The organism is Microvirga sp. 17 mud 1-3 (genome assembly GCF_003151255.1).
GTDB lineage: Bacteria > Pseudomonadota > Alphaproteobacteria > Rhizobiales > Beijerinckiaceae > Microvirga.
Map to the genome: position 1 here is coordinate 2324133 of NZ_CP029481.1, position 24001 is coordinate 2348133.

Genomic DNA, 24001 nt, shown 5'->3' on the forward strand with positions numbered 1-24001 from the left:
GATACGTCCCGGCCTTTCGGCATAAGGGATTCGACCGAACCGAGCGGCGGTGCCTCGCTCGGCATTTCCAGGGGGACCTGCTTTGCCGAGCGACCATCTCCATGAGACCGATCCCCCGCGCCTGTTACGACGCCCGTCCTCCATCCAGCTCCTGAAAGGCTTCATCGTCCTCGTCTGCCTGGCCATCCTCGGCCTCGAAGGATGGCGGGACTGGAGCGAGCACGAGGGTGCGCTGGAGGAGACGGAGACCCAGATGGTCAACCTCGCGCGCTCGCTGAGGCAGCACGCGGAAGACACGTTCGAGATGACGGATTACGCGCTCGCCGCGGTGGTCGATCTCCTGCAGGTGGACGGCACCTCCCCTGAAGCGCTGGCCCATCTTCATTCCATCCTGGTCAACCGGGTTTCGCTCCTACCGCGTCTGAAGGAGATCGGCGTCTACGGCCCCAACGGGGAATGGCTCACCAGCTCGTCCCAGGAGCTGGTGCCGGACAGGGCAAACCTGAACGGGCGTGACTTCTTCATTCATCACCGGAATACGCTGAGCAGACGCGCCTTTTTTGCTCCCCCGGAGCGCGGCCGGCCGCTCGGCGAACGGGTCACGACGATTTCGCGCCGTTTCAACAATCCGGACGGTACGTTCGGCGGGGTTGTCGTCGCCAGCGTCGATCCCAGCTATTTCGCACGCTTCTATTCGCAGTTCGACATCGGGCGGAACGGCTCGATTTCGCTCGTCTCGACGGACGGGACGCTTCTGTCCCGCTTTCCTTTCAATGGCTTCGTTCGTGACGGCAATGCGCCAAGGACAATCGCTGCCGAGCGAGCGTCACGCTCCCCTTCGGGCGCCTTTCGCTTCGTCTCTCCCATCGATGGGATCGACCGGGTGAGCGGCTATGACAGCGGCACCTATTTCCCCTTTGTCGTCGTCGCGGCCAAGAGTCGGGATGAAGCCCTGGCCAGCTGGTGGTCGGATGTGGCGCACCGTGGCGTGGGCGTCGGGATTCTGGTCGGCTCCATCGGCCTTCTGGGCTGGCGGCTCGTCATCCAGTCCAGGCGGCGCGAGAATGCCGAGGCCAAGCTGGCCGTGCTCGCCAGGACGGACGGGTTGACCGGGCTCGCCAACCGCCGCTGCTTCGACGAGCAATTAGCGCGGGAATGGCACCGCTCCATCCGTGATCGGACGCCCTTGTCCCTGGTCATTGTGGACATCGACCGCTTCAAGCGATTCAACGACGTCTACGGCCATCAAGCGGGAGATAACTGCCTGAAAACGGTGGCGCAGGCTGTCAGCACGGTCGCCCGACGACCTGCAGACCTACCGGCCCGCTATGGGGGCGAGGAGATGGTCCTGCTTCTCCCGGGGACCGATGCCGAGGGAGCCGCCAAGGTGGCGGAACGGCTCCGTTCGGCCATCGAGGCCCTGGCCCTTCCCCACTCAGGCAACGCTCCGAAACGGGTGGTGACGGTGAGCATCGGAACTGCGACCCTTCATCCTGGGCCCGAGGCTCCGGACCGGCGCTATGACAGCCTGGTGTCACTGGCGGACCACGCCCTCTACAACGCAAAGCGCCAAGGCCGGAACAAGGTGGTGACGGCGGGCCCAGAGAATATCGCGGCCTGAGCCAGGATGGCCCGGATTGGTCGTGCGTTCATTCTCGAAAGAGAGGCCGCGACTACCCGATCTGATCGATGACAATTCTGCGGACCTCCTCCCGGCTCAGCGGGAAGGGCTGCGGAGTCCATGCCCGAACCGCAACCGGTTTCGCTTCGACCGGCCGACGATTGCCGGTTTTCCGGGCATCCCTGATCTTGTTTTCAGTTTTCATTCTTCTTCTCCTTGATTTCTTGAATTCGCGCTTTCGCTGCGAAACTCCCCAATGGCTTCAGACCTCGAGGCCGGCCATTCGCTCGGGCTGGAAGCGGACCCTTCGCACTGTCAGCTCACGCCGCCCGCCGGTCGGGCCCTCCCACTCGATGGACTGTCCTTCCGACAGGCCGATGAGAGCGGCGCCAATATGGGTCAGAATCGAGATCCGCCCCGCATCCAGGTCCTCCTCACCCGGATAGACCAAGGTCACGCGGCGAACTTCGCCCGTTACCCCATCCCGGTACTCGACCTCCGAATGCATCGTCACGATGTCCGGGCGAATCGAACCGGGTGCCGCAACCATCGCGCGGTCGAGCTCGTCAGCCAGCATTTCGGCGACGGTGTACCGTTGGCTGTTCACGCCGGCGGTCGCGATCCACGACAGCCTGTCGTAATCGACCGCCGTGATGGTGATGGGAGGCAGATTCACCTGGCTCATTGTTGTCTCCTGCATGTCTTGTTCCCTTTCCAAAGCGGTGACTCTGTATGGAAGATCGGCAACGTCAGGCACGTCGGCAGACGATGACCGAGACCGGGTCACTGGCCGGGAAGGTCTCCATCAGGGCCTCATCCAGCCGCCGTTCAAGGTCCTCACGCGAGTTGCCGCTCCCGCTGTGACCTGACGGATCGGGCCCATCTTGCTCGCTCCCCACTTCACGCGGCAGAAGCCTGAACCGAACGTCCTCCACCACCACCTCGTGCACCGGCCCGTTAGGACCGGTTCGGAACGGCATGCGGTCGCCCACGCGAAGGCCGAGAAGGGCGATCCCCAGCGGGGTCATGACGGACAATTCCGCCCCCGGCCAGAACAGGTCCTCGGGATAGACCAGGACGTGCGACATACGCGGTCCGGTGCCGTTGATCCGGTAGGTGACCTTCGCGTTGGTCGAGACCACGTCCTCCGGCAACTCGTCCGGATGGCAGAGTTCCGCCCGCCGCAACTCGGACATCAGGAAATCGCGACGCGGCGTGCGCCGGTGGCGGTTCATGGCCGCGGCAGACATGAGACGGTTGTAGTCGTGCGTTGCGAGCGTGATCGGCGGCAACTCAACGGTTCTGTGCATCGTGTCCTCCTATACGCAGCGCCGTCCGAGCAGGAGAACGAGCCGCGCCGGCTCGGACGGCAGCGTTCACCCGAGCGGTTCAGGCGTACTGAATTCGGTTGTTGTGAAATTGGTCATGACCCCGAACGGAGGCGGTGCAAGGCGCTCGGCCCAGGTTCGGGGTTCAGCGGCCTGCGAAGAGGCAGCCTCCGCGGAAATAGAAAATGTGACGCGATGTAATCATGACAATATACATTTAAGTACTAAACGGCGGAATTCAAGACTCACACCCTGATGAAGAAGTCATACCCTCTTCGACTTCCCATGAAGGAATGTATGAACAAGAATAAATTCGATATCTAAATTATCGAGAGAAGGTATTCTATTTAATCCAAGTCCGCTTGATATTTGGAGCGTGCTTATCTTGCCGCCCTCCCGGCCGAAAGCCAGTTGCAGCCACGGAATTCACTTCTCAAAGGCCCAAGCGACGATAGAGGCTCAAATTTTTAGGGACGCTCTTGCGTCCGCACCAGCGGCCTATGGGCATAGCCGAGAGTGGCGACCCCACCAGGAATCGAACCTGGAACCTACAGCTTAGAAGGCTGTCGCTCTATCCGGTTGAGCTATGGGGCCTCACGGCCGGCCATCCGGCCCCTCAATGGGTCCAGGGGCCGACCCGGTTGAACTTGAAGTTGTCCGAATAGGACATGGTGCGCCGCTTCACCTCCTGGGGCTCCTCGACGCGATAGGCGATTCCCTCCCGCTCGGCGTAGGCGATCGCCTCTTCCTTGGTATCGAACCAAAGGCGGAGCTGCTGGCGGGTGTCGCCGGAGCTGGTCCAGCCCATCAGGGGCTCGATCTCGCGCGGCTTGTCCTGCTCGAAGACCAGAAGCCATTGCTTGGTGCGGGCAAGGCCGGATTGAGTGGCGGCTTTGGCGGGCTTGTAGATCCGTGCGGACATCGGTTTCGACAATCTCTCAAAGGTTTCTCGGCGGATGGTCGGGGCGGCAGGATTTGAACCTGCGACCCTCTGCTCCCAAAGCAGATGCGCTACCAGACTGCGCTACGCCCCGTCCTCGCCAAGGAGGCTGTTGGCTATCACGAGGGCCCGGGTTCAGCAAGCGCCGTTCTGGTCAGCGCTTGAAAAGGGAATGCTCCACCCGGTCGCCGGCTTTGATTCCCAGTTTGGCCGCCGTGCCGGCATTGAGCTCGAGAACGGCCAGGACGGGCTCACCGGAGGGAATCGTGCGGGTAGACAGGGGTTCCGTGTTGGCGGCGATCCGCGCGATGGTCCCATCGGGCCGGATGAACAGCATGTCGAGGGGCAGGTAGGTATTCTGCATCCACATGGAGACCGGCTGGACGCGCCCGAAATCGAACAGCATTCCGTGGTTGGCTGGCATGGACCGACGATACATGAGCCCCTGTGCCCGGTCCGCGTCGTTGCGGGCGACCTCCACCTGGAAAGCCTGGCGCTGACCGCCCTGGGTCACGACGGCAAGGTCTTCCAACGCCTGTTGCGCCACGACCGAGACGGAGGCTGCGGCCCCGAGCGTCAGGGCCAGCGCAAAGGTCCGCGCGCCGCGCAGCATCGGCGTCAATGGGAGTGCGGGAGGGCCATGTCGGCGAGGCGCACCTCGGCCGCCATGAGGCCCTTCGAGCCGTCGCCGAAGCGGACAAAGACCCGCTCGCCGGGCTTCAGCTCGGCAATGCCGTAGCGCCGCAGGGTTTCCATGTGCACGAAGATGTCGGGCCGCCCCTCCCCCTGCGTCAGGAAGCCGAAACCGCGGAGACGGTTGAACCACTTCACCACGGCCGGTTCGAGGCCGCTCGTCGGGACCACCTGAACATGGGTCCGCGGGAGGGGAAGCTCGGACGGATGCAGAGCCGTGGAATCGTCCAGGGACAGAATGCGCAGAGCCTGCAGACCCCGGGGCCGGTGCACGGCCTCGACGACGATGCGAGCCCCTTCATTCGCGGCCTGATACCCATCGCGGCGCAGGCAGGTCACATGCAGGAGAACGTCCGGCATTCCATTGTCGGGGACGATGAAGCCGAAGCCCTTCGCGACGTCGAACCATTTGATCCGGCCACTGACCTGGACGAGATCGAGGGATTTCTCCTCCGAGACACTCTCGGCAACGTCGCGACGCCCCTGTTCGACCGAGGATCCGTGTCCCCGCGCTTGAAATGGGTTGGAGCTATAATCGTTAGTCATGAAGAAACCCGCACTCGAATCAAAACTTCGACTCTTAACGAGAGGATAACATTGTCCTGAATCTGGGGAAGCCGGAAACGGCCACGAAAGTGCGATGTTTTTCTTAGCCGACGAACTAAATCAGCTTGTTTCCCCTACCGCGGCCGAGAGAACCGGGCCGATTTCCTCATGGATCACAAGGTCCGCCGCGTCATCGAGCGGGGTCGGGTCACGGTTTACGATGACGAGGCGCGCGCCGCTTTCCTTAGCCATCAGGGGCAGCGAAGCGGCGGGATAGACCACGAGAGAGGAGCCGACGACCAGGAAAAGGTCGCAAGAGACTGTGAGCTTCAGCGCCTTCCGCATCGGAAGCTCGGGCATCGCCTGACCGAACGAGATGGTGGCGGACTTCACGATGCCACCACAAGCGTCGCAGTCGGGCGCCTCGCCGGTCGCCTCGAAGCGGGACCGGACCTGCGCCAGGTCATGGCGCCTGCCGCAGGACAGGCAGACCGCGTAGGTACCGTTGCCGTGCAGCTCGATGATCTTCTCATCGGCGATTCCGGACGCCTGGTGGAGCCCGTCGATATTCTGCGTGATGACCGCCGGCATTTGTCCGGATGCTACCAGGGACGCCAGAGCGCGATGCCCCCGGCTCGGCCGCGCTCCACGATAAAGGTCGTCCATCGTGAATTTCCGCCGCCACGCTTCCCGTCGAGCCTCAGGGCTTCGGAGGAAGGCCTCAAACGGAATAGGCTTGTTCTGGAGCCAGGGGCTGCCGGGCGAGCGGAAATCAGGAACGCCGCTCTCGGTCGAGATGCCTGCGCCGGTGAAACCCGCAATCGCATCGGCACCGTCAACCATCTCCTTCAGCCGGGCCATTGACGTCGTCAGAGGTTCGGTCATGAACATTATATAGGGTGCGAAGCCCGCATTGCTCTTTTCCGCATGGATCGCCCGTGACCGCAATTCCCCTACAGGCCAAGGCCGTCGCCGCGCAGCGCTGGGACGCCATCGACGTCGCACGGGGAATCGCGATCGTCGCGATGGTCGTCTATCACTTCAGCTGGGACCTGAGCTTCCTCAAGCTCATCGCGACCGACATCGTTGCCGTTCCGGCATGGCGCTGGTTCGCCCGTTGCATCGCCGGATCGTTTCTGTTCCTCGCCGGGGTCGGCCTTTTTCTAGCACACGCCCAGGGCCTGCGGCGCAAGCCATTCCTGCGGCGCCTCGCCAAAATCGGCGGAGCGGCACTCCTTATTACGGCCGCGACCTATCTGGCCTTTCCGGAAAGCTTCATCTTCTTCGGCATTCTCCACTGCATCGCGGTCTCGAGCATTCTCGCTCTCCCATTTCTCAGGTTGCGCGCCTCTGTCGTCCTGATCTCGGCGATTTTGTGCCTCGTGGCGCCTTGGATCCTCACGGATCCGGCCTTCGACCGGCCCTGGCTCGACTGGCTCGGCCTCGGCGCCACCGACCCGGTGACCAACGATTACGTGCCGATCTTTCCATGGTTCGGCCTGGTCCTGGGAGGGATAGCTCTCGCGAAGATCGCCCTCCCCCATGCGGAGACGCTGCGCCTCGCCCGCTGGCGCGCGAAGGACCGGTTCTCCCGGTTCCTCGTCTGGGCAGGGCGCAAGAGCCTGCCGATCTACCTCATCCATCAGATTGTGCTGCTCGGAGCTCTCTACGGCGTGCTGCAGCTGACCGGCCCGAATCCCATGGCCGAGGCGAGGCCTTTCCTGGCCCAATGCGAGGCGAGCTGCCTGGAGCAGAACGGCCAGGCCGGCACCTGCAGGGCGCTCTGCTCCTGCGTGGCCGACGAGCTGCGCCGGACTGATCTGTGGCGCAAGGTCCTGGCCGATGCCGTCCCGCCGGAGGACCAGACGCGCATTTCCCGCATGGCGCAGCAATGCCTGCGCGGGAAGGAACCGTGACGGACGCCCCTATTGCGGCTCGTCCGGAATGGGATAGCCCTCGAAAGCCTTGAGGGTCTTGAGTACGAAGGTGGTGTGGATCCGGGCGATGCCGAGTCCCGCATCCGCAAGAAACTCCTCCGTGAGCGCCTCGTAGGCTGCGATGGTCGGCGCGACGATGCGGGCAATATAATCGTATTCGCCGTTGACCAGCTGGAGCTCGACGACGGCCGGATGGGCACATAGCGCGCGTTCGAGCCTCTGGCGTGCGGTCGTGGAGGGATCCCGGATCCCGATGCCCGTCAGGGCCACGATGTCGTGGCCGAGCAGGGCCGGGTCGACGAGGGCGCAGTAACCGCGGATGATCCCCTTCTGCTCCAGCCGCCGGACCCGCTCCAGGCACGGTCGAGGCGAGAGCCCGACCAACTCCGAAAGGGCTTGGTAGGTTACCCGCCCGTTCTCGCTCATCGCCTTCAGGATCGACAGGTCGATCCGGTCGAGGGCGCTCTTGCGGGTTCGGGGAGGCGGTTTGGCTAAGGTCTTCATGGCTGTCTCGCGACGGGTGACGCTCGCCGCGGCACCGCGCCCGGGCGAATTCGGCCTGTCTCTAGCCCAGCCGGCAGGGCGGGCAAAGCCCTGCAGGCGGGAAGTTCCGCAGGCCGGTTGAAAGCGGACCATCTCTCCGCCACCTATGGATCAGGTACGTGCGGATTCGGATGGCTCCGGCCGGCCTGGCCTTAAGTCGTGAAGCGCTAACATGCGAAAGGGGGCTGTCGTGTTCCGGGATTACCTCACCGAACTTCCGTTGATCGCGATCCTGCGGGGCCTGAAGCCGGACGAGGCGGAGACGGTTGGGCTTGTCCTCGCGGAGGCGGGCTTTCGCATCATCGAAGTTCCGTTGAACTCCCCGGATCCGTTTCGCAGCATCGAGATCCTGGCTAAGAAACTTCCGGCGGAGGTGCTGGTCGGGGCCGGGACCGTACTTGAGCCAGCCATGGTGGACGGGGTTCATGATGTCGGCGGCAAGCTGATCGTGATGCCCCACGCGGATCCCGAGGTCATCCGGCGCGCCAAGGAACAGCGCCTCTACTGTACCCCAGGCGTCGCCACGCCCACGGAGGCCTTCGCGGCCCTTAAGGCGGGCGCGGACGCCATCAAGATTTTCCCCGCCGAGGCCATTCCGCCGGCCGTCGTGAAGGCCTGGCGCGCCGTCCTGCCCCGGGAGACCCTCGTGCTGCCCGTCGGAGGCATCAAGCCCGACACCATGAAGGGCTACGTGGATGCGGGGGCGAACGGCTTCGGCCTTGGCTCGGCCCTCTTCTCCCCTGGCCTGTCCGTCGAGGAGATCGGACGCAACGCCCGCGCGTTCGCGTCGGCCTGGCGGGATCTGCGACGGGGATGAGCTGGCTCATCCAGCCGCGCCTTATCAACGGCCCCTTCGACGATCCGGGCCTTTATCTCGATTTCCGCTTCGGCCGCAGGGCCATTCTGTTCGATCTCGGCGATCTGGGCGCCCTTTCGGCCCGGGAACTCCTGCGCGTCAGCCATGCTTTCGTGTCCCACGCCCATGTGGACCATTTCATCGGGTTCGACCGCCTGATGCGCCTGTGTCTGCATCGGCCCGGCCCGCTCCATCTCGTCGGCCCGCCCGGCTTCATCGATCATCTCGAGCACAAGCTGCGCGGCTATACGTGGAACCTCATCGACGAAGGCTCCGTGGATTTTCAGCTTCATGTGGGTGAGTTCAACGGCCTTCGGCTCGACCGTTTCGCAGTCTTTTCCGCCCGGCATGTCTTCGAGCGTTGGGAGGGGGAGCCGCCCGCACTGCCGCAGGGCGTCGTCTATGCGGACGCCGATCTGCGGATCGAGGCGGCCGCCCTGGACCACGGGATCCCGTCCCTCGCCTTCGGGCTGCGGGAGACCCGGCGGGTCAATGTCCGGCGCGGCGTTCTCGACCGTCTCGGCCTCCCCAAGGGGCCCTGGCTGACGGAGGCGAAGAAACTGCTGCGCAGCGGCGCGGAAGGGGCTGAAATCGAGATACCGGGCGTCGGGCGCACCTCTCTGCGGGAGCTGAAGGACCAGGTTTTCCTCGTCGGGCCCGGGCAATCCCTCGCCTATGTGACGGATGCGGCGCCGACGCTTGGCAATGCCGAAAAGATCCTGTCCCTGGCGGCCCGGGTGGACCAGCTCTTCATCGAGGCCGTCTTTCCGGAGCAGGACCGCACCCTGGCGGAGGCGGCACTCCACCTGACCGCACGGGAGGCCGGCCGCCTGGCGCGCAAGGCCGGCGCCAAGCGGCTCGTCGTGTTTCATCATTCGGCCCGCTACATCGAGACGCCTGACGCCCTGCGTCGAGAGGCCATCCTTGCCTTCGAGGGACGGGACGAGCCCTGAAAGGCGCGTCGAAGCCCTACAGCATCGGACCCAAAAGTGGACGCACTTTTGGGATCCATCCGATGCTTATTCTTTGGGCTGGAGCATCGTTCGGGCAGAAAACCGGGTCCACTTTTCGCTGACGCGGCCCTCTGGGTCCGCACGATGCTCTAGCCCTTGCGCCGTATCTCGGCCCTCAGGACGAGCGTGAACGGAAGCGACGCCCGATGAAGGCGGTCCTCGTCCTCGATCTCGACCGCCCAGGTCGTCCAGTTGCGAAAACGCCCCTCCTCGGCGATCAGGTTGAGCACCGCGACCACGCCGTATTCGATAGCCTCTCCGAGGCTGGCGCATTCTTCCCCGTGCTTGTCGACAAGGTGAAGATGGGCGCGTCGGAGGTTGAAATAGTACCGCGGCAAAGGCGGGCTCTAGATGTCGATGGGCCCAGCTGGACCGTGATAAAGTATCCGAAAGCCGTCCTGACGCAAGCGGTATAACAGGGCGTTCGACTTCTGGTGGTCGTACACAACCGCGTCCCCTTGCGGCATGCCGCCTTGGAACAGAAGGTAGGGAGCCGCTCTTCGGGCCCGCTCGGATACCGGACGAATGCTCCAGAGTGCACCCTGTATCCGGCTCACTTCGAAATCCGTGCTCCGGCTCTGAACAGGCGGGATGGCTTCCCAGCGCGGAGCGAGTGTCACTGCCGACGTCATTCCTTCCTCCGGTTCTAGGGGCAAGAGGCGGTGCGATTCGGGCTTATCTTTTAAAACTCCATCGAAGCACCTCCGCATTTCATCTCCCAGTTGGGATAAAAGCGCGGCCTGCTGCGTTGTCTGGGCAGAGCCCTATCGGCTCGCCGGTTGGCGCGATGCAACATTTGCGAACCAATCCGCCTGCATTCTCCCCAGCGCGCTGCTTCCTGCGCGTTTTCGATGCCCTGGGGTTCGGCGTCGTGTTGATCGGAGACGCCCGAAAAGTTCTTCACCTCAACGGTCAGGCGGAGCGGCATCTCGGCCCAGACGTCACTCTCCGGTCGGAGCGTCTCTACGCGACCAACGGGGCGGCCGATCGGATGCTACAGGCTCTGCTCACCGCCCATCTCGACGGAGAGGACGGCGCGCGTGAAATCGTCGGCCTGCAGCGCCGGGAGTGGCGGCCGCTGATCCTGCGTGTTGTATCGCTTCCGGAGAACGTCCGCGCGGCCTTCGAAGGCGCACGCCTTGCCCTGTTCTTCGTGGACCCTGAGTTCTGTCCGGAGCCGCCACCGGAATTGCTCTTGCAGGCCTTTGGCCTGACCCGGAGGGAGGCCAAGGTCGCAACTCAGCTCATGTGCGGCTGCACGCTTCAGGAGATCGCGGACGAGACCGGCGTCGGGATCGGAACCGTCCGCGCACAGACGAAGGCGATCCTTGCCAAGACAGGAACGAATCGCCAGGCGGAGCTGGTCGGCTTCCTGACCCGCCTCGCCATCGTCTCAGGCAAATCTGCCTGAGGCATTCACCGACGCCCTCTCGCGCCGCGGAAGAACGGAACCGTCAGCAGGCGCTGCCCGCTTTCGTCCGCAATCTCCAGCTCGATATTGGCCGCGTCGGTCAACTGATCGCGCAATTCCTCGACGATGGCGAGGGCCTCGGCGCGGGCTGCCTCAAGGTCCGGAAGCTCAATGCCTTCTTCATCCTCATCGAGCTCGTAGCCGTCCCGGATGTTGAAAAAGTAAAGCGGCATGGGGGTCCCTCTCGCTCTCAGGCGTCCGAGCCCGGAGATCGGGCCAAGACATTCTATGGAATAACGGACTAAGGAAGAACGAATGCCGGGCTAAAGATCCGGCATGGTGATGATCATAGGAGCAGGAAGATGGAGATCAGGCGAAGCGGCGCCCAGCCGTCCGGCAAGGGACCGGCCGAGTGGTTCACCGGAGCGGTGAGAATCGATCCGCTGTTTAGCCCGCCCGACCCGGCCCGCGTCGCGGGTGCCCTGGTCACGTTCGAACCCGGCGCGCGCACGGCCTGGCATATGCATCCGCTCGGCCAGACGCTGATCGTCACGGCCGGTTGCGGCTGGGTTCAGCGCGAGGGCGGGCCGGTCGAGGAAATCCGGCCGGGCGATGTGGTCTGGTTCGATCCCGGCGAGAAGCATTGGCATGGCGCCACCGCGACGACGGCCATGAGCCACATCGCCATCCAGGAACGGCTCGACGGCAAGGCTGTCGACTGGATGGAGCATGTGACCGACGCGCAATATCGGAGATGACATCAGCCACGTGACATCAGGCGGGGCCGGATTTCGGCCTTGCCGAGCTGGGGCATCGAAATGGAAGGTGTTGTGTTGGAATGGCGCGGCCTAGGGGAATCGAACCCCTCTTCCCAGCGTGAAAGGCTGGTGTCCTAACCGATAGACGAAGGCCGCTTGAACGGGGCGCTGCCCCTGAGGTGGGCGGACATATAGATGGGTTCTTTCCTGACGGCAAGCGCCAGAATGATCATTCGGGCTTCGCCGCGTCCATAATCCTCACCTCGACCTTTTCGCCGCCGCCCCAGCGGTCGATCGAGAGGGTTCCGGCCACGTGGACGGCATTGCCGATGTTCTCCGTGAGGGCGATTCCCAGGGGCTGACCGGCCGCCCGGAAGGCGATTCCCCCGATAACGGCCCCATCCCCACCCCGCAGCCTGACCCGCACGTGCCCGCCCGTTCCGACCTCCCGCGCCTCGACGATTCGATGGTGAGGAAAGACGAAGACCGGCTCCGGTTGGCCGGAACCGAAGGGCCCTGCCCGCTCCAAGGCCGAAACGAGCTTCGTCTGCGCCCCTCCGGCCGTCAGGGTGGCGTCGACGGCGAAATGGTCACTCAGAAGCGAAGCGCCAACCGGCTCCAGGAGCCGTTCCGTCGCGAAGGCCCGGAAGGCCTCCAGGTCTGTGGCCTGAATGGTCACGCCCGCCGCCATCACGTGACCACCGCCCTTGAGGGCGAGTCCCGCCTCTACGGCAGCTCTGACGACGGCACCGAGATCGACGCCCGGAACGGACCGTCCGGAGCCTGTGGCGGTTCCATCCGGATTGAGCGTGAAAGCGAAAGCCGGGCGGCGGAACCGCTCTTTGGTGCGGGCTGCGATGAGGCCGACCACGCCAGGATGCCACTCGGCGGATGCCGTAAGGATCACCGGCAGGTCGGGCAACCGCTCCAGAAGGACGAGAGCCTGCGCCTCAGCCTCCTCAACGGCCATCGCCTCGATGGTCTGGCGCTCGCGGTTCAGACGGTCGAGCTCGGTCGCCAATTGCCCGGCATGGACCGGGTCCTCGGACAGGAGCAGCCGGGAGCCGAGGGCTGCGTCCCCGATGCGGCCACCCGCATTGATACGGGGGCCGACGAGATAGCCAAGGTGCCAGCTTTCAGGGGCGCCCGAGAGCCCGGCCGTGTCCAGGAGGGCCGCAAGGCCATGACGGCGGCGACTGCGCATGACGGCCAGCCCCTGGCGGACGAAGGCCCGGTTAAGGCCGACCAGGGGCACCACGTCGGCCACCGTGGCGAGGGCCACGAGATCGAGGCTCGCCATAAGGTCCGGCTCGGCGCGCTGACCGAAGAAATTACGGCGACGCAGCGCCCGGTTGAGGGCAACCACCGCCAGGAACACCACGCCGGCCGCGCAGAGATAGCCTAAGCCCGACAGGTCGTCCTGCCGGTTCGGGTTGACCAGAGCCAGCGCCTCGGGCAGCCGTTCGGGAGCCTGGTGGTGATCGAGCACGACCGCGTCGAGGCCGAGGCGCCGGGCCTCGGCCAGGGGCTCGTGGCTCGCCGTTCCGCAATCCACCGTCACCAGAAGGCCGGCGCCCTGCTCTTTCAAGGAGCGGATCGCATCCACGTTGGGGCCATAGCCCTCGGTGATCCGGTCCGGAATGTGAATGAGATACGGAACGTCGCAGGCGCGCAGGTACTCTGCCAGGACGGAGGCGCTGCAGGCGCCGTCCACGTCGTAATCGCCGAAGATCGCCACCTTCTCCCGACGCACGACCGCGTCGGCAAGGCGCTCGGCAGCCTTGTCCATATCGGTGAGCACGTTCGGATCGGGCATCAAGTCCCGCAGTCGCGGATTCAGGAAGCCCTCCGTCTCATGCACGCCAATGCCCCGCCCCGCCAGGACGCGGGCCAGCACGTCGGGCAGGCCATGGGTCTGGGCGATGGCGAGCGCAATGGTGCCTTGAGCGGCATCGCACCGCTCGACCCAGGTGCGCCCGAGGGCGGAATGGCTGACGCCGAGGAAGGGCCGGGCGGAGGACAGGAAAGCTGATTCGGTCACGGGCGGAGTTTAAGCTCCGAACGCGATCAAAACACCTTCCTGTACTGAATAAATCCGCTCCGGCTCGCGACCTTGTCATAGAGGACCTTGGCGGTCTCGTTGGTCTCATGGGTCAGCCAGTAGACCCGGCTTGCCCCGTCGGCCTTTGCCTTTTCGTAGACGGCCTCGATCAGGGCGCGCCCGACACCCCGGTTGCGGGCCTTCTCGGAGGTGAACAGGTCCTGCAGGTAGCAGTAATTGCCCGGCGTCCAGGTCGAGCGGTGATAGATGTAGTGCACGATCCCGACGATCTCCCCGTCGAGAACAGCCGCGATCCCATGCATAGGCTCTGCCGGATCGAGCAGCCTCGCCCAGGTGGTGTCCGTGGCCTCCGGCGGGAGGCTCGCCTTGTAGAAGGTCAGATAGCCCTGCCACAACGGGTCCCAGCCCTGCCGGTCGCCCGACGTGAAAGGCCGAATGACGAGGTCGCCCTGCTGCTGCTCCGCCACGAATGTCCCCCTGCGCATTGTCGTGAATTGTTATTGGCGTCCGGAAATGCGCCCTGCTCCATAGACCCGAAGACAGGGCGCACCCCTCTTAATCGAGATGGAACTTCGACAATTCGCGGTGCTCACCGTAGATCCGGCGCACGGTTCCGGTCGCAGAGCGGTACACCACCGTCTCGGTCGTGATCACGTCTCGGCTGAAATTGACGCCCTTCAGGAGCGCGCCGTCGGTGACGCCCGTCGCGGCCACGATCACGTCGCCACGAGCCAGGTCGGTCATGTCGTATTTGCGGTTGGGGTCCGTGACACCCATCTGGAGCGCCCGCGAGCGCTTCTCCTCCGTGTCGAGGATCAGGCGCGCCTGCATCTGGCCGCCGATGCAACGCAGGGCTCCGGCCGCCAGCACGCCTTCGGGGGCCGCGCCGATGCCGAGATAGATGTCGATGCCCGTCTCGTCGGGCTTGGTGGTGAAGATGATGCCCGCGACATCACCATCCGTGATGAGGCGGATGCCGGCACCGGTCTTCCGGATGGCCGCGATCAGGTCCGCATGGCGCGGACGGTCGAGGACCAGCACGTTGATCTCGCTCGGCTTCACGCCCTTCGCCTTGGCGAGGTTGTGAATGTTCTCCTCGGGTGAGGCGTCGAGGTCGACCACGCCGGTGGGGTAGCCGGGGCCGACAGCGATCTTGTGCATGTAGACGTCAGGCGCGGCGAGCAGCGTCCCAGCCTCGGCCATGGCCATGACCGCGATGGAGCCTGGCATGTCCTTGGCGCACAGGGTCGTGCCCTCCAGGGGGTCGACCGCGATATCCACCTTCGGGCCCTGCTTGTTGCCGACCTTCTCGCCGATGAAGAGCATCGGCGCCTCGTCGCGCTCGCCCTCGCCGATCACGACGGTGCCGTCAATGGGAAGACGGTTCAGCTCACGGCGCATAGCGTCCACGGCAGCCTGGTCGGCGGCCTTCTCGTTGCCGCGCCCGCGCAGCCGCGCGGAGGCCACGGCGGCACGCTCGGTCACGCGCACGAGCTCCAGGGTCAGGATGCGTTCGATGATTTGGCCCGGTTGGACGGTAATGCCCTGCGACATGGACGTGTCGTCTCCTTTGAATGGGGAAGGCGAATGATACCATTCGCCTGGAAGCTACTCGCGTTCGATGCGGATCACCTGGGGCGGCTCGGCAATAAGACCATCCCCGGAGATTTTTTCAACGGCGGAGCGAATGGCCGCCTCGGTCGCCGCATAGGTGATGAGAACCAGGGAGACCGGAGCGCCGGAGCGACCGTGCGGGTCCTTGGTGGCGGCGGTCTCGGAGCGCTTCTGGAGAATGCTCTCCAGGGAAATGTCCGCCTCCGCCATGCGCGTCGCGACGCCGGCCGCGACGCCGGGCCGGTCGTGGACCGTCAGGCGGATATAGTAGCCGCCCTCGTGTCGCTGCATGGGCGCCCGCGCGGCCTTCTCGAGGCCGTTTACGGGCTGGCCGAAAGGCGGCTCGGCCCGGCCCAGGGCCACGTCGGCGATATCCGCCACGACTGCCGAGGCCGTCGCATCTCCGCCAGCGCCGGGCCCGATGAGCGTCAATTCCTTTACGGCATCCGCGTCGATGGTCACGGCGTTCGTCACGCCCATGACCTGGGCGATCGACGAGGACCGGGGCACCATTGTCGGGTGAACGCGCTGTTCGATGCCCGTCTGGGTCCGCTCGGCGACCCCGAGGAGCTTGATGCGGAAGCCAAGCTCGTTCGCCATGGCGAGATCGAGCGGAGTGATCGACGAGATGCCCTCCACATAGATCGCATCCGCATCGATCTCGGTCCCGAAGGCGAGGCTCGTGAGGATGGCGAGCTTATGGGCGGTGTCGAAGCCCTCCACGTCGAAGGTGGGGTCGGCCTCCGCATAGCCGAGGCGCTGGGCGTCCTTCAGGCATTCGGCGAAGGTGAGCCCCTCCAGCTCCATGCGGGACAGGATATAGTTGCAGGTGCCGTTGAGGATGCCGTAGAGCCGCGAAACCCGGTTGCCCGGAAGGGCCTCGCGGAGGGTCTTGATGACCGGGATCCCGCCCGCCACGGAGGCCTCGAATGCCAGGGCGACGCCCTTCTCCTCGGCGAGGCGGGCAAGCGCCAGGCCATGCTTCGCCAGCAGCGCCTTGTTCGCCGTGACCACGTGCCTACCCTGCGAAAGAGCGGTCTCGACCGTCTTCAGCGCCGCACCGCCGGAGCCGCCTACAAGCTCGACGACGCAATCCACGTCGGCCGAGCGGGCCAGTTCCACCGGGTCGTCGAACCAGGCGAAGGTCGAAAGGTCGATGCCGCGGTCCTTCGTCCGGTCACGGGCCGAGACCGCCGTCACGGCCACCGGCCGCCCGAGGCGGCGGGCAAGGACCTCGCTCTGGCGGGATAGGATCCGGACGACCGACGCACCGACCGTACCGAGACCGGCGATTCCGACCCGAAAAGGACGTGTCACGAGCAGCATCTCCTCCATAAAAGTCGCGCTGCTCTTTACGACTGCTACGGTTGCATGTCCATGCACGGACGATGACGTTCCGCCCCGCGGGCCCCTACCCCGCCCTGGTCATCGGCACCACGTTGTGGAGCGTATCGTCCGCTGTGTCGAAGAAACGGCGGATGTTGCGGGCTGCCTGACGGATGCGCTGCTCGTTCTCCACGAGGGCGATGCGGACATAGTCGTCCCCATGCTCGCCGAAGCCGATTCCCGGCGCCACCGCCACGTCGGCTTTCTCAACCAGGAGCTTCGAGAATTCCAGGCTGCCCAGGGACCGGAATTTTTCCGGGATCTGCACCCAGGCGAACATGGAGGCCGTGGGCTCCGGCACCTGCCAGCCCGCTTTGGCGAAGGATTCGACCATCACGTCGCGGCGGCGCTTGTAGGTGGCGCGCATCTCGCGGATGCAGTCGTCCGGGCCGTTGAGCGCCGCGGTCGCGGCCACCTGGACAGGCGTGAAGGCACCATAATCGAGATAGGATTTCACCCGTGCCAGGGCCGCCAGCAGCCGTTCGTTGCCGACCGCGAAGCCGATGCGCCAGCCGGCCATCGAGAAGGTCTTGGACATGGACGTGAACTCGACCGCCACATCGATGGCCCCCGGCACCTGGAGAATCGAGGGCGGCGGGTTGCTCTCGTCGAAATAGACTTCCGAATAGGCGAGATCGGACAGCAGGATGAGGTCGTGCTTCTTCGCGAAGGCGACGAGGTCCCGGTAGAAATCAAGGGAGGCCACATAGGCGGTCGGGTTCGACGGATAGCAGACCACGAGCGCCACCGGCTTCGGAATGGAATGCATGACGGCCCGCTCAGCGGCCGGGAAAAAGGCGGGTGTGGGCTCGGCCGGAACGGAGCGGATGACACCGCCCGCCATCAGGAAGCCAAAGGCATGAATCGGATAGCTCGGGTTCGGCACCAGCACCACATCACCCGGCTCGGTGATGGCCTGGGCCATGTTGGCGAAGCCCTCCTTGGAGCCCAGGGTGGCGACCACTTGGGTGTCCGGGTTGAGCTTCACGCCGAAGCGGCGCTCGTAATAGGCCGCCTGGGCCCGGCGCAGGCCCGTGATGCCCTTCGAGGCCGAATAGCGGTCCGTGCGGGGCTTGCCGACGGTCTCGACGAGCTTGTCGATGACATGCTGGGGCGCCGGCAGGTCAGGGTTGCCCATGCCCAGATCGATGATGTCGGCGCCGTTGGCCCGGGCGGCGGCTTTGATGCGGTTGACCTGCTCGAAGACGTAAGGGGGAAGGCGCTTGATGCGGTAAAAATCGGGCATGGTTCGGTTCTCGAGCAGGTCTTGTTTGGAAAATCGGCCGTCAGGGCGTCGTCTTCTTTTTACCCTTCTGCGGCTTGGCGGAGGCTGTCGTCGGCATGGCCACCGGCTCTGGGGCGGGCGTCCCGCCGAGTTGTGCGGCGGCCTCGCCCCGGGTCTGGTTCTGCGCCCGCAGGGCATCGAGCTCCGCCTCGGCGGCCTTGACCTCGTCGGTGGTTTTCGCGGCAGTCGGCCGCCCCTGCTGCGGCGTGCCGATGGGGATGTAATCGAGAGATTGCGGCCGCGACGCGGCCACGAAATCCGGCCGCGGCGCCGTTTTCGGGGCCAGCCCGCTGGATTCCAGGAAATCCCCCGTCGGGTTGCCGCTGCATCCTGCCGTTACGGCAGACGCCAGGATGGCACAACCGACCAGGATGGCGCGAACCGAAGGGGCAGATGGAAAGTTCATTCTAAATTCCGAGAACAACGCGATGGCTCTGAATGGTATGATGGCTCAATCGCTAAAATGTCGGAAATGCGGCATATGAGCAATGGTAGCGAAATCGGCCGGGAGAATGCCTTATGGACAAACCGCCTGGGGATGACAACGCGTCGACTGTTGCGCCGGATTTCGATGAACTGTCCCGCAACCTGACATTGCTCCTGGAGGGAGCCGGCAAAGCGACCGCCGCCTATCTCAAGCCCCTGACGGAAGGCCAGAGCCGGTCCGGCTTCGCCGAGGAGGCCGCGGAAGCGGTCCGATCCTTCGGGCATATCGCGGAAGCCTGGATGACCGATCCGCACAAGGCGCTCGAGGCCCAATCCCGACTGGGAGCGCAGTTTCTCGATCTTTGGTCCACCACCCTCAGGCGCGCCCAAGGGGAGCAGGCCGAACCGGTGGTGCAGCCCGATCCGAAGGACAGCCGCTTTCAGGATCCGGAATGGTCCGAGAACCCCGTCTTCGATTTCCTGAAGCAGGCCTATCTCATCACGTCACGCTGGGCCGAGGGCTTGGTCGAGCACGCCGAGGGCGTGGACGACCACACGCGACACAAGGCGCAGTTCTATCTCAGGCAGCTCGCAAGCGCCCTCTCGCCTTCCAATTTCCTTCTGACCAATCCCGAATTACTGCGCGAGACCTTGCGCAATAACGGCGCCAACCTGGTGCGCGGGATGGAGATGCTGGCCGAAGACATTGAGGCCGGAGGCGGCGAGCTTAGGATCCGCCACTCGGACCCAACGCGTTTCAAGGTCGGCGTCAACATGGCGACGACGCCCGGCAAGGTGATCTTCCGCAACGACCTGATGGAGTTGATCCAGTACGCGCCCACGACCGAGACGGTGCTCAAGCGCCCTCTTCTGATCGTGCCGCCCTGGATCAACAAGTTCTACATCCTCGATCTCAATCCGGAAAAGAGCTTCATCCGCTGGGCGGTGTCGCAGGGACTTACGGTGTTCTGCATTTCCTGGGTCAATCCGGGGCCGGAACATGCCGACAAGGGCTTTGAGCACTACATGCGCGAGGGCATCTTCGCGGCGCTCGACGCCATCGAGGCCGCCATCGGCGAGAAGAAGGTGACGGCGATCGGCTATTGCGTCGGCGGCACCCTCTTGGCCACCACCCTCGCCTATATGGCTGCCAAGAAGGATGCACGGATCGCCAGCGCCACCTTCTTCACCGCGCAGGTTGACTTCGCCCATGCGGGCGACCTGAAGATCTTCGCCGATAAGGATCGGGTGAGCGCCCTTGAGGCCAGCATGAAGCGCCGGGGCTACCTGGAAGGCTCCCACATGGCGAACGCGTTCAACATGCTGCGCCCCAACGACCTGATCTGGCCCTATGTGGTGAACGTGTATCTGAAGGGCCATGCGCCCTTCCCGTTCGACCTGCTCTACTGGAATTCCGATTCCACCCGCATGCCCGCGGCGAACCACGCCTTCTATCTCCGCAACTGCTACCTGGAGAACCGGTTGTCACGGGGCGAGATGGAGATCGGCGGCGTCAGGCTCGACCTGAAGAAGGTGAAGATCCCGATCTTCAACCTCGCCACCAAGGAAGACCACATCGCACCGGCGCGCTCCGTCTTCGTAGGCTCAAAAGCGTTTGGCGGGCCGGTGGAGTATGTGCTGGCGGGCTCGGGCCACATCGCAGGCGTCGTCAATCCGGTGGCGAAGCCTAAATACCAGTACTGGACGAACGGCCCCACCGAAGGCGATCTGAACGATTGGGTGGCGGGCGCGACCGAAAATCCCGGGACTTGGTGGCCTTACTGGTTTTCGTGGATCGAGAAGCAGGCCCCCCGCAAGGTGCGCGCCCGGGAACCGGGAGGCGGCAAGCTCCCTGCGCTCTGCGACGCGCCGGGAACCTATGTACTCGTCAAATCCTGACGCTCACGGTGTCCCTCAATGAAAAAGGCCGGCTTCACGCCGGCCTTTTCGTTGGAGATCCCGGGTCTCAGTACTTGCGGACGATCGGGGCCGGAATGGCCTTTGCCGGATTGTCCCAGCGATACTTGACGGACGCCGAGATGATGTCGACCTGCGAGTCCACATCCGCCGCGAATACGATCCCGCGGGTCGGGAAGATCGGGTTGCCCGGAGCGATATTGATGTCCGTGTTCCCGACCGAGAAGATGTGCGTATAGGCCAGGTCGAACGAGAGCTGATCGCTCCAGTTGTAGGTGGTGCCGACGGAGAGCCACACGCGGTCGGAATCGGGCAGGCGGGGATTGCGGTTTTCGAGATCGATCGGAGCGATTTCGTAGCCGAGGCCGGCGCGCAGGGTCCAGGCCGGGTTCACGCGGTACTCGCCGCCCACGGAGAAGAACCAGCCGTCCTTGTAGTCGAGCGGCAGATACGGCGACGAGGCAAGGAAGCCGCCCGTCAGAGCGTTCGTGACCCGCGGGAAGCCGAGGCGGCTCCAGTTGGTCCACTCGGCCGAAGCATTGAGCGTGAAGGCGTCGGTGATCCGCTGGCTGAGGCCCACGGACACGGATTCCGGCAGCATCAGGTTGGCCTTGATCGGAATGCCGAAATGCTGGAACGAGCCATCGAGCTTCTGCTCGACCGCCGAGCGGAAGCCGATACCGATCGAGGTGCCGGCGAAAGGCGTCAGCGTGGCGCCGAGGGAGTAGCCGAAGCCCCAGTTGTCACCCTCGAGACCGGCCGAGGGCGCAAAAGGCGTCGCAGCGGTGGCCGAGAAGTAGCGCACCTTGAAGTACTGTGCACGCACGCCTGCACCGATCGACAGCCAGTCGTTCACCTTGTAGGCGACCGTCGGCATGGCCTCGAACGAGAACACCGAGGTCGTACGCGCATAGAGCTGGCCGGCCCAGGTGGGATTCGGCTTGGTCACAAGGCCGAAAGGCGCGCCGCTATAGAAGCCGACCCAGAGCTGGTCGTTGATCTGATAGCTGGTGTAGCTGGACGCGATGACCGCATCGAGCCCGATATCGCCCGACGGGCCCAAAGCCGCGAGGCCAGCGGGGATCGTGTATAGCGGCGTGACCTTGGATTCGGGAATGATGGCGGTTCCGTGGAACTCGCTTTGCCAGCCCGGCGCCATGGTGATCGTGGCCGGGTTCCAGTACATGGACGACACGCCGGCTGAACCGGCCGCCACGCCCGCGAAGGATGCGCCCTGCCCGGTCGCGCTCTGCTCGCGCAGCGCGAATCCGCCGGCCTGGGCCCCACCCTGAGCCGACACGAGAGCCGCAAGAGAGACCGCGGCCAGGATCAACGATCGATTGAAGCGCATAAGAAATTCCTGCCCTAGCATGGATTATTGTGTCTGATGCGGAAGAATCCTCCCGCCTTGGGCCTTACTCTGCCAATGCTTTAATTCTGCCGCAATCGGTTAACGAGTTCCTGACAGGCGCCGCAACGTCCCCCGATATTTTTCATCATTACTGCAAACAACAGCGGGCTTACTTAGCGTTCACTTCCAAACCCCAAGTCGTCAATATCGTTCACATGTAAACAAGTGAGTAGAGACTCTGATCTCGGACATGCACATGAAACTCTGAAACATTCGATCGCCGTGCACTTCCTCGACGCGCGTGACAAAACGGCAACAATTCCGTGTCGCTCGCGAAGGCCGCGCCCGGGCCGTTACTCAGGGCGTTGCACCCCGCCGGCAAATGGGACCATATGGGCCCGCGCCATAAACAAGGGGATATTCCGATGAAGCTGGTGAGATATGGACAAGCCGGGCAGGAGAAGCCGGGCCTGATCGATGCGCAGGGGACGCTTCGGGATCTTTCGTCGGTCATTCCGGACGTTGCGGGCGACGCTCTGAGCACGAAGAGCCTGGAAAAGCTGCGCGGGCTCGATCCCGCAGGTCTTCCCGTCGTTCCGGCCGGGCAGCGGCTCGGCGCCTGTGTGGGCCGGGTAGGCAATTTCATCGCCATCGGCCTGAATTATGCCGACCACGCGGCCGAGACCGGTGCTCCCATTCCGGCGGAGCCCATTGTCTTCAACAAGGCTCCGTCGTGCATCGTCGGCCCGAACGACGACGTGATCATTCCGCGCGGATCGCAGAAGACCGACTGGGAGGTCGAGCTCGCCATCGTGATCGGCGAGCGCGCATCCTATGTGGGCGCCAACGAGGCCCTGGACTTCGTGGCCGGCTACTGCGTCTGCAACGACGTGTCGGAACGCGAGTATCAGCTCGAACGCGGCGGCACCTGGACCAAAGGGAAAGGCTGCCCGACCTTCGGCCCGCTCGGCCCCTGGCTGGTAACCCGGGACGAAATCCCGGACCCGCAGAACCTGGGCATGTGGCTCGACGTGAATGGCGAGCGGATGCAGACGGGCTCGACCAAGACGATGATCTTCGACGTGGCCCAGATTGTGTCCTACGTGTCCCACTTCATGATTCTGGAACCCGGCGACGTCATTACGACGGGCACGCCCCCGGGTGTCGGCATGGGCATGAAGCCGCCGCGCTACTTGAAGTCCGGCGACACGGTGAGCCTCGGTATCGATGGCCTCGGCGAGCAGCGCCAGAGGGTGCTGGCTTACGAGGAGCACGCCTCCGACACCAGCCTCCCCGTGCGGGAGCGCTCGGCCTCAGCTTAGGCCGAGCATCAGCTTGATGTTCTGAACGGCCGCGCCCGACGCCCCCTTACCGAGGTTGTCGAGGCGCGCCACCAGGACCGCGTGGCCATAGGCCTCGTGCCGGAACACCCGTAGCTCCATGCGGTTGGTGTCGTTCAGCGCCTCCGGCTCGATCCGCTCTATGCGCTTGTCCGCCGAATGGGTCGGCACCACGGTCACGAAGGCGCTGCCCTCATACCAGCGGACAAGGGCCGCCTCGAGGTCCTCTGCCTTCGGCTTTCCAGGCAGCATCTCCAAGTGGAGCGGCACGCTCACCAACATTCCCTGACGGAAATTGCCCACCGACGGAATGAAGATCGGCCGCCGCGTCAGGCCCGTATATTTCTGCAGCTCAGGCACGTGCTTGTGCTCGAAGCCCAGGCCGTAAAGCTCGAAGGCTGGGGCCGTACCAGCCTCATAAGCCTCGATCATCCCCCGCCCGCCGCCGCTATAGCCGCTCACCGCATTGACGCTGATCGGATAGTCCGCCGGGATCAGCCCGGCATCGACCAGCGGGCGAATGAGCGCGATGGCGCCTGTGGGATAGCACCCCGGATTGGCGACCCGGTCAGCAGCGATAATCGCATCCTTCTGCGAGGGCGCGAGTTCCGCGAATCCGTAAACCCAGCCGGGGCTGACCCGGTGGGCGGTGCTGGCATCCACGATCTTGGGCTTGTGGCCCTCCAGAGCGTCGACCAGAGCGACGGTTTCGCGGGCCGCGTCGTCGTGCAGGCAGAGCACCACGAGATCGACCTCGCCGAGAATCGCCCGCTTGGCCTCCGGGTCCTTGCGCCGCTCGGGAGCGATGCTCCTGATCGCGATGCCCGGCTCACCCTTGAGGCGATCCCGGATGCCGAGGCCCGTAGTACCCGCCTCCCCGTCGATGAAAACGGTCTTGGTCCGTGTGTCGAGCGCTGCTGTAGATGTCGTCATGGTCGCTACCGTGGATCCGTTTTAGCCCGTCAGGCCGCTGA

At 64.5% G+C, this 24001-nt stretch carries 25 protein-coding genes and 3 tRNA genes; 8 read left to right on the plus strand and 20 right to left on the minus strand.

The window, feature by feature from the left end; all coding sequences use genetic code 11:
* Positions 1-82 precede the first annotated feature (82 nt).
* Positions 83-1621: a sensor domain-containing diguanylate cyclase gene (locus tag C4E04_RS11035; protein WP_109597518.1), complete on the plus strand. Its 1539-nt coding sequence runs from the start codon at positions 83-85 to the stop codon at positions 1619-1621.
* Positions 1622-1883: 262 nt separating this feature from the next.
* Here C4E04_RS11035 and rnk read toward each other — a convergent pair whose 3' ends face one another.
* From rnk to C4E04_RS11075, 8 genes are all read right to left on the minus strand, one after another.
* Positions 1884-2306, minus strand: a complete 423-nt coding sequence (gene rnk / locus C4E04_RS11040; RefSeq protein ID WP_109597519.1) for a nucleoside diphosphate kinase regulator — start codon at positions 2304-2306, stop codon at positions 1884-1886.
* Positions 2307-2370: 64 nt separating this feature from the next.
* On the minus strand, positions 2371-2931 hold the full coding sequence (locus C4E04_RS11045; protein WP_109597520.1) for a GreA/GreB family elongation factor: 561 nt from the start codon (positions 2929-2931) through the stop codon (positions 2371-2373).
* A 535-nt stretch (positions 2932-3466) separates the two neighbouring features.
* Positions 3467-3543: transfer RNA gene (locus C4E04_RS11050), tRNA-Arg, on the minus strand.
* Positions 3544-3565: 22 nt separating this feature from the next.
* Positions 3566-3871, minus strand: coding sequence for an ETC complex I subunit (locus C4E04_RS11055; RefSeq protein WP_109597521.1), 306 nt, complete (start codon positions 3869-3871; stop codon positions 3566-3568).
* 35 nt (positions 3872-3906) lie between these two features.
* A tRNA-Pro gene (locus C4E04_RS11060) sits at positions 3907-3983 on the minus strand.
* Between the two features lie 60 nt (positions 3984-4043).
* Entirely contained in the window at positions 4044-4502 is a 459-nt protein-coding gene (locus C4E04_RS11065) for a DUF192 domain-containing protein (protein WP_109597523.1), read from the minus strand.
* Positions 4503-4507: 5 nt separating this feature from the next.
* Complete coding sequence (locus C4E04_RS11070) at positions 4508-5128, minus strand: cold-shock protein (RefSeq protein ID WP_245416080.1); 621 nt, start codon at positions 5126-5128, stop codon at positions 4508-4510.
* 120 nt (positions 5129-5248) lie between these two features.
* Complete coding sequence (locus C4E04_RS11075) at positions 5249-6019, minus strand: Sir2 family NAD-dependent protein deacetylase (protein WP_109597524.1); 771 nt, start codon at positions 6017-6019, stop codon at positions 5249-5251.
* 47 nt (positions 6020-6066) lie between these two features.
* On the opposite strand from C4E04_RS11075, the gene C4E04_RS11080 reads away from it, so the two are divergent.
* Positions 6067-7044: a DUF1624 domain-containing protein gene (locus tag C4E04_RS11080; protein WP_109597525.1), complete on the plus strand. Its 978-nt coding sequence runs from the start codon at positions 6067-6069 to the stop codon at positions 7042-7044.
* Between the two features lie 9 nt (positions 7045-7053).
* Here C4E04_RS11080 and C4E04_RS11085 read toward each other — a convergent pair whose 3' ends face one another.
* Entirely contained in the window at positions 7054-7569 is a 516-nt protein-coding gene (locus tag C4E04_RS11085) for an Lrp/AsnC family transcriptional regulator (protein WP_162559358.1), read from the minus strand.
* A gap of 211 nt (positions 7570-7780) precedes the next feature.
* Here C4E04_RS11085 and C4E04_RS11090 point away from each other — a divergent pair, with 211 nt between their 5' ends.
* The gene (locus C4E04_RS11090) at positions 7781-8425 is read left to right on the plus strand and encodes a 2-dehydro-3-deoxy-6-phosphogalactonate aldolase (RefSeq protein WP_162559359.1); all 645 of its coding nucleotides are present in this window, start codon (positions 7781-7783) and stop codon (positions 8423-8425) included.
* On the plus strand, positions 8422-9417 hold the full coding sequence (locus C4E04_RS11095; protein WP_109597528.1) for an MBL fold metallo-hydrolase: 996 nt from the start codon (positions 8422-8424) through the stop codon (positions 9415-9417). Before C4E04_RS11090 ends, C4E04_RS11095 begins: the two co-directional genes overlap by 4 nt.
* A gap of 149 nt (positions 9418-9566) precedes the next feature.
* Here C4E04_RS11095 and C4E04_RS11100 read toward each other — a convergent pair whose 3' ends face one another.
* Positions 9567-9815, minus strand: a complete 249-nt coding sequence (locus C4E04_RS11100; RefSeq protein WP_109597529.1) for a hypothetical protein — start codon at positions 9813-9815, stop codon at positions 9567-9569.
* A gap of 449 nt (positions 9816-10264) precedes the next feature.
* Between C4E04_RS11100 and C4E04_RS11110 the strand changes: the two genes are divergently transcribed.
* Positions 10265-10888, plus strand: coding sequence for a helix-turn-helix transcriptional regulator (locus tag C4E04_RS11110; RefSeq protein ID WP_109597531.1), 624 nt, complete (start codon positions 10265-10267; stop codon positions 10886-10888).
* 5 nt (positions 10889-10893) lie between these two features.
* On the opposite strand, the gene C4E04_RS11115 is transcribed toward C4E04_RS11110, so the two are convergent.
* Positions 10894-11121, minus strand: a complete 228-nt coding sequence (locus C4E04_RS11115) for a hypothetical protein (RefSeq protein ID WP_109597532.1) — start codon at positions 11119-11121, stop codon at positions 10894-10896.
* Between the two features lie 129 nt (positions 11122-11250).
* On the opposite strand from C4E04_RS11115, the gene C4E04_RS11120 reads away from it, so the two are divergent.
* A complete protein-coding gene (locus tag C4E04_RS11120) occupies positions 11251-11646 on the plus strand; it encodes a cupin domain-containing protein (RefSeq protein ID WP_109597534.1) in 396 nt (131 codons plus the stop codon).
* Positions 11647-11727: 81 nt separating this feature from the next.
* On the opposite strand, the gene C4E04_RS11125 is transcribed toward C4E04_RS11120, so the two are convergent.
* The 7 genes from C4E04_RS11125 to C4E04_RS11155 all read right to left on the minus strand — a co-directional run bounded on the left by C4E04_RS11125 (position 11728) and on the right by C4E04_RS11155 (position 18399).
* Positions 11728-11802: transfer RNA gene (locus tag C4E04_RS11125), tRNA-Glu, on the minus strand.
* 73 nt (positions 11803-11875) lie between these two features.
* Positions 11876-13687, minus strand: a complete 1812-nt coding sequence (recJ, locus tag C4E04_RS11130) for a single-stranded-DNA-specific exonuclease RecJ (protein WP_109597535.1) — start codon at positions 13685-13687, stop codon at positions 11876-11878.
* 26 nt (positions 13688-13713) lie between these two features.
* Complete coding sequence (locus tag C4E04_RS11135) at positions 13714-14175, minus strand: GNAT family N-acetyltransferase (protein ID WP_245416081.1); 462 nt, start codon at positions 14173-14175, stop codon at positions 13714-13716.
* Positions 14176-14263: 88 nt separating this feature from the next.
* A complete protein-coding gene (gene glpX, locus C4E04_RS11140; RefSeq protein ID WP_109597537.1) occupies positions 14264-15262 on the minus strand; it encodes a class II fructose-bisphosphatase in 999 nt (332 codons plus the stop codon).
* Positions 15263-15316: 54 nt separating this feature from the next.
* Positions 15317-16648, minus strand: a complete 1332-nt coding sequence (locus C4E04_RS11145) for a homoserine dehydrogenase (protein ID WP_371681990.1) — start codon at positions 16646-16648, stop codon at positions 15317-15319.
* An 85-nt stretch (positions 16649-16733) separates the two neighbouring features.
* The gene (locus tag C4E04_RS11150) at positions 16734-17954 is read right to left on the minus strand and encodes an LL-diaminopimelate aminotransferase (RefSeq protein WP_109597539.1); all 1221 of its coding nucleotides are present in this window, start codon (positions 17952-17954) and stop codon (positions 16734-16736) included.
* 40 nt (positions 17955-17994) lie between these two features.
* On the minus strand, positions 17995-18399 hold the full coding sequence (locus C4E04_RS11155; RefSeq protein WP_109597540.1) for a hypothetical protein: 405 nt from the start codon (positions 18397-18399) through the stop codon (positions 17995-17997).
* 113 nt (positions 18400-18512) lie between these two features.
* Here C4E04_RS11155 and C4E04_RS11160 point away from each other — a divergent pair, with 113 nt between their 5' ends.
* Entirely contained in the window at positions 18513-20318 is a 1806-nt protein-coding gene (locus tag C4E04_RS11160) for an alpha/beta hydrolase (RefSeq protein WP_109597541.1), read from the plus strand.
* Positions 20319-20385: 67 nt separating this feature from the next.
* Here the strand turns inward: C4E04_RS11160 and C4E04_RS11165 are convergent, their stop codons facing one another.
* The gene (locus C4E04_RS11165; RefSeq protein ID WP_245416082.1) at positions 20386-21687 is read right to left on the minus strand and encodes an OmpP1/FadL family transporter; all 1302 of its coding nucleotides are present in this window, start codon (positions 21685-21687) and stop codon (positions 20386-20388) included.
* Positions 21688-22112: 425 nt separating this feature from the next.
* Between C4E04_RS11165 and C4E04_RS11170 the strand changes: the two genes are divergently transcribed.
* Positions 22113-23009 carry a fumarylacetoacetate hydrolase family protein gene (locus C4E04_RS11170; protein ID WP_109597544.1) on the plus strand — a complete coding sequence of 299 codons (897 nt, stop codon included), beginning with the start codon at positions 22113-22115 and terminating at the stop codon, positions 23007-23009.
* Here the strand turns inward: C4E04_RS11170 and argC are convergent.
* Positions 23001-23960 (minus strand): N-acetyl-gamma-glutamyl-phosphate reductase, encoded by a 960-nt coding sequence (gene argC / locus C4E04_RS11175; protein ID WP_109597545.1) that lies wholly within the window; start codon positions 23958-23960, stop codon positions 23001-23003. The two genes, C4E04_RS11170 and argC, sit on opposite strands and share 9 nt — an antisense overlap.
* Positions 23961-24001 lie beyond the last annotated feature (41 nt).

What these genes read in the sequence shown, in the direction of transcription:
- rnk (WP_109597519.1), bottom strand. Translation starts at nt 2,306, where the DNA reads ATGAGCCAGGTGAATCTGCCTCCCATCACCATCACGGCGGTCGATTAC.
- C4E04_RS11045 (WP_109597520.1), bottom strand. Translation starts at nt 2,931, where the DNA reads ATGCACAGAACCGTTGAGTTGCCGCCGATCACGCTCGCAACGCACGAC.
- C4E04_RS11055 (WP_109597521.1), bottom strand. Translation starts at nt 3,871, where the DNA reads ATGTCCGCACGGATCTACAAGCCCGCCAAAGCCGCCACTCAATCCGGC.
- C4E04_RS11065 (WP_109597523.1), bottom strand. Translation starts at nt 4,502, where the DNA reads ATGCTGCGCGGCGCGCGGACCTTTGCGCTGGCCCTGACGCTCGGGGCC.
- C4E04_RS11070 (WP_245416080.1), bottom strand. Translation starts at nt 5,128, where the DNA reads ATGACTAACGATTATAGCTCCAACCCATTTCAAGCGCGGGGACACGGA.
- C4E04_RS11075 (WP_109597524.1), bottom strand. Translation starts at nt 6,019, where the DNA reads ATGTTCATGACCGAACCTCTGACGACGTCAATGGCCCGGCTGAAGGAG.
- C4E04_RS11085 (WP_162559358.1), bottom strand. Translation starts at nt 7,569, where the DNA reads ATGAAGACCTTAGCCAAACCGCCTCCCCGAACCCGCAAGAGCGCCCTC.
- C4E04_RS11090 (WP_162559359.1), top strand. Translation starts at nt 7,781, where the DNA reads ATGCGAAAGGGGGCTGTCGTGTTCCGGGATTACCTCACCGAACTTCCG.
- C4E04_RS11095 (WP_109597528.1), top strand. Translation starts at nt 8,422, where the DNA reads ATGAGCTGGCTCATCCAGCCGCGCCTTATCAACGGCCCCTTCGACGAT.
- C4E04_RS11110 (WP_109597531.1), top strand. Translation starts at nt 10,265, where the DNA reads ATGCAACATTTGCGAACCAATCCGCCTGCATTCTCCCCAGCGCGCTGC.
- C4E04_RS11115 (WP_109597532.1), bottom strand. Translation starts at nt 11,121, where the DNA reads ATGCCGCTTTACTTTTTCAACATCCGGGACGGCTACGAGCTCGATGAG.
- C4E04_RS11120 (WP_109597534.1), top strand. Translation starts at nt 11,251, where the DNA reads ATGGAGATCAGGCGAAGCGGCGCCCAGCCGTCCGGCAAGGGACCGGCC.
- glpX (WP_109597537.1), bottom strand. Translation starts at nt 15,262, where the DNA reads ATGTCGCAGGGCATTACCGTCCAACCGGGCCAAATCATCGAACGCATC.
- C4E04_RS11145 (WP_371681990.1), bottom strand. Translation starts at nt 16,648, where the DNA reads ATGCTGCTCGTGACACGTCCTTTTCGGGTCGGAATCGCCGGTCTCGGT.
- C4E04_RS11150 (WP_109597539.1), bottom strand. Translation starts at nt 17,954, where the DNA reads ATGCCCGATTTTTACCGCATCAAGCGCCTTCCCCCTTACGTCTTCGAG.
- C4E04_RS11155 (WP_109597540.1), bottom strand. Translation starts at nt 18,399, where the DNA reads ATGAACTTTCCATCTGCCCCTTCGGTTCGCGCCATCCTGGTCGGTTGT.
- C4E04_RS11160 (WP_109597541.1), top strand. Translation starts at nt 18,513, where the DNA reads ATGGACAAACCGCCTGGGGATGACAACGCGTCGACTGTTGCGCCGGAT.
- C4E04_RS11165 (WP_245416082.1), bottom strand. Translation starts at nt 21,687, where the DNA reads ATGCGCTTCAATCGATCGTTGATCCTGGCCGCGGTCTCTCTTGCGGCT.
- C4E04_RS11170 (WP_109597544.1), top strand. Translation starts at nt 22,113, where the DNA reads ATGAAGCTGGTGAGATATGGACAAGCCGGGCAGGAGAAGCCGGGCCTG.
- argC (WP_109597545.1), bottom strand. Translation starts at nt 23,960, where the DNA reads ATGACGACATCTACAGCAGCGCTCGACACACGGACCAAGACCGTTTTC.